Origin of the sequence: Streptomyces sp. NPDC060205, from assembly GCF_042728395.1 — a bacterium.
Lineage (GTDB): Bacteria > Actinomycetota > Actinomycetes > Streptomycetales > Streptomycetaceae > Streptomyces.
Genome location: NZ_JBHWZP010000438.1, coordinates 1 through 6509, shown reverse-complemented (window position 1 = coordinate 6509; position 6509 = coordinate 1). Strand labels below are relative to the sequence as shown.

The 6509-nt window shown below is 70.3% G+C and carries 6 protein-coding genes; 1 reads left to right on the top strand and 5 read right to left on the bottom strand.

The window, feature by feature from the left end; all coding sequences use genetic code 11:
* Nucleotides 1-201: 201 nt before the first annotated feature.
* From ACFWGJ_RS40305 to ACFWGJ_RS40295, 3 genes are all read right to left on the bottom strand, one after another.
* Complete coding sequence (locus tag ACFWGJ_RS40305) at nt 202-843, bottom strand: DUF1707 domain-containing protein (protein ID WP_387333929.1); 642 nt, start codon at nt 841-843, stop codon at nt 202-204.
* 395 nt (nt 844-1238) lie between these two features.
* Entirely contained in the window at nt 1239-2609 is a 1371-nt protein-coding gene (locus tag ACFWGJ_RS40300; protein ID WP_387333928.1) for a PQQ-binding-like beta-propeller repeat protein, read from the bottom strand.
* Nucleotides 2606-3157, bottom strand: a complete 552-nt coding sequence (locus ACFWGJ_RS40295; protein ID WP_387333926.1) for a SigE family RNA polymerase sigma factor — start codon at nt 3155-3157, stop codon at nt 2606-2608. Before ACFWGJ_RS40295 ends, ACFWGJ_RS40300 begins: the two co-directional genes overlap by 4 nt.
* 324 nt (nt 3158-3481) lie before the next feature.
* On the opposite strand from ACFWGJ_RS40295, the gene ACFWGJ_RS40290 reads away from it, so the two are divergent.
* Nucleotides 3482-3868 carry an STAS domain-containing protein gene (locus ACFWGJ_RS40290; protein WP_387333925.1) on the top strand — a complete coding sequence of 129 codons (387 nt, stop codon included), beginning with the start codon at nt 3482-3484 and terminating at the stop codon, nt 3866-3868.
* A 45-nt stretch (nt 3869-3913) separates the two neighbouring features.
* On the opposite strand, the gene ACFWGJ_RS40285 is transcribed toward ACFWGJ_RS40290, so the two are convergent.
* Together ACFWGJ_RS40285 and ACFWGJ_RS40280 are read right to left on the bottom strand one after the other, a co-directional pair.
* A complete protein-coding gene (locus ACFWGJ_RS40285) occupies nt 3914-5467 on the bottom strand; it encodes an MFS transporter (protein ID WP_387333924.1) in 1554 nt (517 codons plus the stop codon).
* Between the two features lie 174 nt (nt 5468-5641).
* Nucleotides 5642-6283 carry an SAM-dependent methyltransferase gene (locus ACFWGJ_RS40280; protein ID WP_387333923.1) on the bottom strand — a complete coding sequence of 214 codons (642 nt, stop codon included), beginning with the start codon at nt 6281-6283 and terminating at the stop codon, nt 5642-5644.
* Nucleotides 6284-6509: the final 226 nt, after the last annotated feature.

Genomic DNA, 6509 nt, shown 5'->3' with positions numbered 1-6509 from the left:
ACTGCACAGCAAAATGCCCGCACCGGAGCGCGGGCAGGTACTGCGAACCACGACATCTGGGGATGACGCTACACGGCGAAACCGCCTACCACCAGAGAGCAACAGGACATGATCCCGAACCATGTCGCGCGGACCGCCCGGCGAAGGCCGGACGGCCGCTGCCGAAGATGATCGAAATCGTCACGAAGTGACACCTGAGATCTACACGGACCTGCGGAGCAGCCACTGTCCGAACGTCCGGCGGGCGGGTCTCACCACCACGCGGCCGTGTGCCTTCTGGCCGACCAGTTCCACGCGCAGCACGACCGGCGTCTCAGGATGCGCGGGCGCCTGACGGTACTTGACCCTGCTGTGCACCAGTTGCAGACCGTCCATGTCGACCACGATGCCCGGCTTGGTGACCAGCGTCAGGGTCTTGCCCGTCATGGCCACGTCGATCCGCAGGGTGTCGTGCGTGATGACCGCCTCGGTGAAGTCGAGCGTCACCTCGCAGAAGGTGACCGCGAGTTCCAGCCTCCGGGGCACCACCCAGCGCCCCACGCGCTCGACCGCGCCGCTGAAGACCTGCTCGATGCGCACCATGTCCTTGGCCTCGGCTCCGGTCCCGCCGACCGTCGCCACCGTGGGCGGCAGATCCACGGTGAGCGTGGCCAGTTCGCCCAAGGTCCGTGCGGACAGGGCCACTTCGAGGCGTTCGTCCAGCTCGTCCGCGGTCAGCAGGCCGTCTCCCGCCGCGATACGCAGCACGTCCACCACCCGGTCCCGGTCCGCGTGAGAGGCGCGCAGCTCGGGCGACGAACCGGGGCCGGAGTGCTCCCCGGTGGGCGAAATCTCTTCCGGCATGCTTCCGTCCTGGTCCGGTCGAACGTCTCCGCGCGACGCGGTCAGCGGCGCGAGGGCAAGACTAGCGCTGTATCGCGACATGCATTCCGGCCGGGCCTCACGGAGGAGCAGCCGGGCTTCGCGGAGGAGCAGTGGTCGGCGCCGGTCCCTGTCATGCGCCATCCATCATGCCGAGGCCGGGTCGCGCCAACAACCGCTCCCCACGGCCGGTCCGCCGCACCATCGCCCCGGCCTCCACGGGCGCATGCCTCAAGCCGCGCGCCTCGTACCGCGTGCCTCATACCGCGTACCGCGCACCGCACGTCTGATGTCGCAGCCTCGTACTGCGTCGTCCTGCGCACCGCGTGGGACCCGGGTTCCCCCGCCGGGTCCCACGCGGCTTCCTCGCGATGCGGCTACGAGCCCGTCCCGGCCGGTTTCGGCTCGATCCGGAACAACTCGCTGCCGATCTGGCCGATGAGTCCCCGGTCGTAGAGCATCAGCTCAGGGGCGATCCCGGCTTCCATCGGGCGCGTCGGCACGTCCACCGTGCCGCGCCAGCGCACCGCGCCGCTGTCCAGGTCGAGGCCCACCAGGTGCCCGGACGGATCGAGGTAGTACGCCACCCGGCTGTCGAGATCCACCACGGCGGCCGACGGCAGCTCCCGCATGGTGGGATCGCTCGACTCCTTGCGCAGCTTCAGTCCCAGCGGGTGGGACCACAACCGGCGGCCGTCGTCGGCGGAGTACGCGGTCACGTCGCCGTTCCTGCCGGTCGCCAGGACGGTGCCGTCCGCGACCGTGCCCATCGGCAGGGCGTCGACACTGTGTTGCGACACCTCGCCGGAGCCGAGGTCGACGCGGGTGAGGGTGGCGGGCCCCGCGTCGCCGAAGAACTTCTGTCCGCCGGCCATACCGCCCAGCAGTACGGCGTTCCCGTCGGTGCCGATGTAGGCGGTCGGGCCCTCCACGGTCGCGACCGTCCTGGGCGTGCCGGTCTCCGGGTCCAGCCGGACGACGGTGCTGCGCTGCGGGGCCTTGTCGCTGTCCGGCGAGCACATCAGGTAGGGGACGCCACCGATGGCTGTCCGGTCGCAGTCGGCCTTCTTCCACGAGTACGTCCACAGTGACTGCCCCGTCTTGTCGTCGAGCGCGACGACGCTCTTGAAGGTCGGGGAGTTGGCGAGGACCCCGCCGTCGAACAGCACGGCGGAGGAGCGGTCGCGGCTGTCGTCCGCCAGCTCGTGCTTCCACAGCACCTGTTGCCCGTCGATGTCGAGGGCGACGAGATCGGTACCGGCCCGGGGCGCCCCCGGCTTGTGATCGGCGTAGGTGTACAGCACGCCGTCGCGTGCTCCGGGGAGCGACCCCGCCGGGGAACGGCCGCCATTGACGTCCTGGGCCTTCTGCCGCCATTCGACCTTTCCGGTACGGGCGTCCACACCGATGCCGTCGAACTCCACCCCGCGGCAGTGGACGGCACCCTTGCCCGTGGTGCAGGCGTCCCAGTACGCAGCGGGCAACGTGGTCCGCCACAGGAGCCTGCTCTCCTTGCTGACCCGCGTGGACGGTGGCTGGGTCCCGTCGCCGTCGCCCGCGCCGGTGGCGAGGACCCCGCCGAAGGTGATGCCGGCGACGCCGAGGACCGCTCCGGCGGCGCGCACGAAGTTGCGTCGACGATGGCGGCGCACGATGCGGTCGGCGACGTCCGCGGGAACGCCCGGGTCGTCCGGGGTCCACTCGTGCAGGACGTCCCGGATCACGCGGTCGAGCTGGTCGCCGTTCATGTGTGGGCTCCCTTCGGCAGGTTGCTGCTGGGGACGGTGGCCGCGACACGCTCCGGCGTGTCCAGCTCCGGGGCGAGACGGCGCAGCCGGGCCAGTGACCGGTGGGTCGTGCTGCGCACCGTGCCCACCGAGCAGCCCAGGGCCGCCGCCACCTCCGTCTCGGACAGGTCCTCGAAGTAGCGCAGCACCAGCATCGTGCGCTGCCGCGGGGTCAGCCGGGCGAGCGCCTGCCCCACGGTGATCCGCAGGTCGGCGGCGGACGTGCCGTCGGCGACGCCGAGATGCGCCGGCGGCGTCGCGAACGTCGGCTCGCGATGGGGGCGGCGCAGGCGCCACCGGCTGATCTGCTGCCGGTACATCACCTTGCGTACGTAGCCCTCCGGATCCTCGATGTGCCGCCAGCGGCTCAGCGCCTTCATCAGGGCGATCTGCACCAGGTCCTCGGCCTCGTGCCGGTCGCCGCCGGTGAGCAGGTTCGCCAGGCGGAGCAGAGTGCTCCAGCGGCTTTCGACGTACTCCCGGAATCTCTCGTGGTCCTGCGGATCCATGGGCCCTCCCGTTCTCTGACGCACACAAGGACGCGTGGACCCCTGGCGATCTATGTCTCCCGGTTCCGGGTTTCTTCTCCTTCGTCAGAGCGCCGTCGGGGCATCGGGGCAATCTGGGGCGTCAGAAGCGCAAGCGACTTGACCCTCTATCACTCGATCGGGTGATCCAGTGGACAGGCATATCGTTTCTGCGTACCCACCGCGCCCTACCGTGCGAGTGAGGCGACCTGGACCCCGTGAGCCTGCAGCAACAGATCAGCGCGGCCTCCGCATTGCCGTGCCGCAGTGTACGGAGACCCGGACGACGTTCATGGTGAGGCCCTCATGCAGCTGCACGATTCCCGCCCTCTGCCCGCCACAGATCTGCCCGGCGCCCATGCGCGTTGCTTTCCGCTCGGCGGGGCCACGGTGGTCGAACTCCACGGGGAGATTGACGTCTTCACCGTCGGCAGGATCACCGTCGATCTCGACAGCGCGACCGGGCGGCCCGTTCCGCACGTCATCGTCGATCTGCGGCCGGTGTCCTTCATGGACTCCAGCGGCCTGCACCTGCTGAACCGCGCCCACCGTCGTGCGCGCGCCCGCAGCGGCGGTATCCAGCTGGTCAGTGACCAGCCGCGCATCCGGCAACTGCTGCAGCTCACCGCGCTGGACCACATCCCCCTCTCGGCCACCCTCGACGACACGCCCGCCGTCTCGGCCCGCCGGTAGGCGGGGCCGCGTGGGCGGCTTCAGGCCTCGCTACTTCGTGCCTCGCTACTTCGTGCCTCGCGGCTTCGGTCCTCGTGCGAGAACGCGGACGAACAGGATCGCCATGACCGCCGCGCCCGCCCACATGGCCTGCTGCCAGCCCTCGACGAAGGATTCCCGGGCGGCCCGGACCAGCGCCTGCGCCTGCGAGTCGGACCCGTGGGCGGCCGTGAGCGCGTTGGTGACGCCCTCACGGGCCCTGTCGGCTGCGGCTTCCGGTACTCCGGGGGTTCCGTCGAGCCGGGAGTCGATGGCGCCGCGGTAGCCGGCGGTCAGGACCGCTCCGAGCAGCGTGACACCGAGCGCGGTGCCGAACTCCCGCGTCACGTCGTTGAGCGCGGACGCGACACCTTGACGCTCGCGGGGCAGGGCGCTCGTGATGGCCTCGGTGGAGGGTGTCATCGTCAGCCCCATACCGGCTCCCATGGCGAGCATGCCGGGGAGGATCGAGAGGTACCCGCCGTCGACCGAAACGAGAGCGGCCATGAGGACCAGCCCCGCTCCGCCCGCGAAGATCCCCGCGGCCATCGTCGAACGGCTGCCGACACGCGCGGCCACCCGTGGCGCCAGGCCGGAGGCGGCCATCATCAGCAGCGCCATCGGCATGAGGGCCAGGGTGGAGCGGAGACCGGACCAGCCGAGCACCGCCTGGAAGTACGGGAAGAGGACGACGAAGATCCCCGCCTGCACTCCGAAGACCGTCAGGAGCGATACGGAACCACTCGCGAGACCTCGCTCCCGGAACAGGCGTACGTCGAGGAGTGGAGCCGGTCCGCGCAGCTCCCACGCCACGAACCCGGCAGCGGCGACGACGCCGACGAGGAGGCTCAGCAGCGTCGCGGGCGCGGTCCAGCCGCGTTGGGGGCCCTCGTGGAGGAAGAGGACGAGCCCGACCACCGCGACCACGGACGACAGCGAGCCGACTGCGTCGAACGGGTGGCGCGGCACCTCGCGCGAGTTCGGGATGGACCGCAGTGCCATGACGACGGCGACGGCTACAAGCACGACGGGCAGCACGAACAGCCACCGCCAGCTGGCTAGGTCGACCAGGAGGGCCGACAGGTACATCCCCAGGATGCCTCCGCCGCCGGCGACGCCCGTCCACACGCCGATCGCCTTGGCACGCTCCTCGTCCGGGAAGGTCGAGGTGATGACCGACAGGGTGACCGGCATGATCATGGCTGCGCCCACGCCGCTCAAGAAGCGTGCGGCCAGCATGATCTCGGCCGACGTGGCGAGGCCCGCTGCCGCACTCGCCACCCCGAAGAGGAGCAGGCCCGCGACCAGCATCGGTCTGCGCCCCCACCGGTCGCCCAGCGCGCCGAGCGGCAGGAGCAGCGCGGCCAGAGTGATGGTGTAGAGGTTGATGAACCACAGGACCTCGGTCTGCGAGGCGTCGAACGCGACGGTCAACTCCGGCTGGGCGACGTTCAGTCCGGACACCGAGGCGATGACAGCCATGAGCGCGACGCAGACCCCGACGAGGATGGTCCGCCGTTGTCGTGGATCCTGGATGGTCGGGTCGGGAGCCTGCGCGCCCGAGGACAGATGCGTACTCATGGGATTCCTTCTCATCGGAGTTCTTTGACGAGGGCAGGGGGATACGCCGCCGCGGCAGGGGGGCCCAGCAACGGGGGGCGCGCCATCAGGGATATGTGTTGTGTGATCTGGGGTGTGTGACCAGAGGAGTGGGATCAGGAGTGTGGGATTAGGGACGTGTGATCAGGGGCGTGATCAGGGGCGTCGGGTGGCGCGTACGACGACGTCGTGGAGGGGGAGCCCTCGGCCCCCGCGGCCGGTGAGCGTACGAAGACACTCTTCGGCGGTGACGATCTCCCACTCCGTACCGTCCAGGCGCGCGGTGATGGCCTCGGAGGTGGCCGACGCCTCGGCGGGAGGGTGGTGGCCGTGGCCGTGGCCGTCGGGGCCCGGGGTGTGCAGATGCCCCACGATGAGGAGCGTGCCTCCGGGGGCCACCCAGCCGGCGATGCGGTCGTAGAACTCCAGCTGGGGCATCGCCGGGTGGGCGTAGTGGGTCATGACCAGGTCGAACTGCTCGTCCGGGCTCCAGTTGCCCAGATCCGCCTCGACCCATCGCACGCTGTCGGGGGCACCGCTCGCCGCTTCGCGCCCTGCGGCACGGGCGAGGGCCTCGGTGGAGAGGTCGGCCGCGGTGACACGCCAGCCACGGGCGGCGAGCCAGATGGCCTCGGCACCACTGCCGCACCCCGCGTCCAGCGCCGTGCCCGGTGTCAGGCCACCGGTCTCACGAATGAGGTACGGGTTGGGCGGGTTGCCGCCCATGGATCCGGGACGGTCGGCCGATCCCTGCTGCCAGTGCCGCTCCCAGTAGTCCTTGTCGAATCCGTGCGTCACCCTTACGTCCTCCCTGCTCGTGACACCCCTCAGCGGGTGCGTTCCTCCGCTCGTGACTCGGCTCGTTCCTCGCTTGGTGCCTCGGCTCGTGCCCGGGTCGTGCTTCAGAGTGCAGACGGGTGGGGCCATTCGGCAAACGTCGTTGCCGAATGGCAAAATGGCGGCATGGGTGAAGCGATCGACCGCACTCTGGATGCCGTCGGACCGAGGCTGAAGCGTCTTCGGC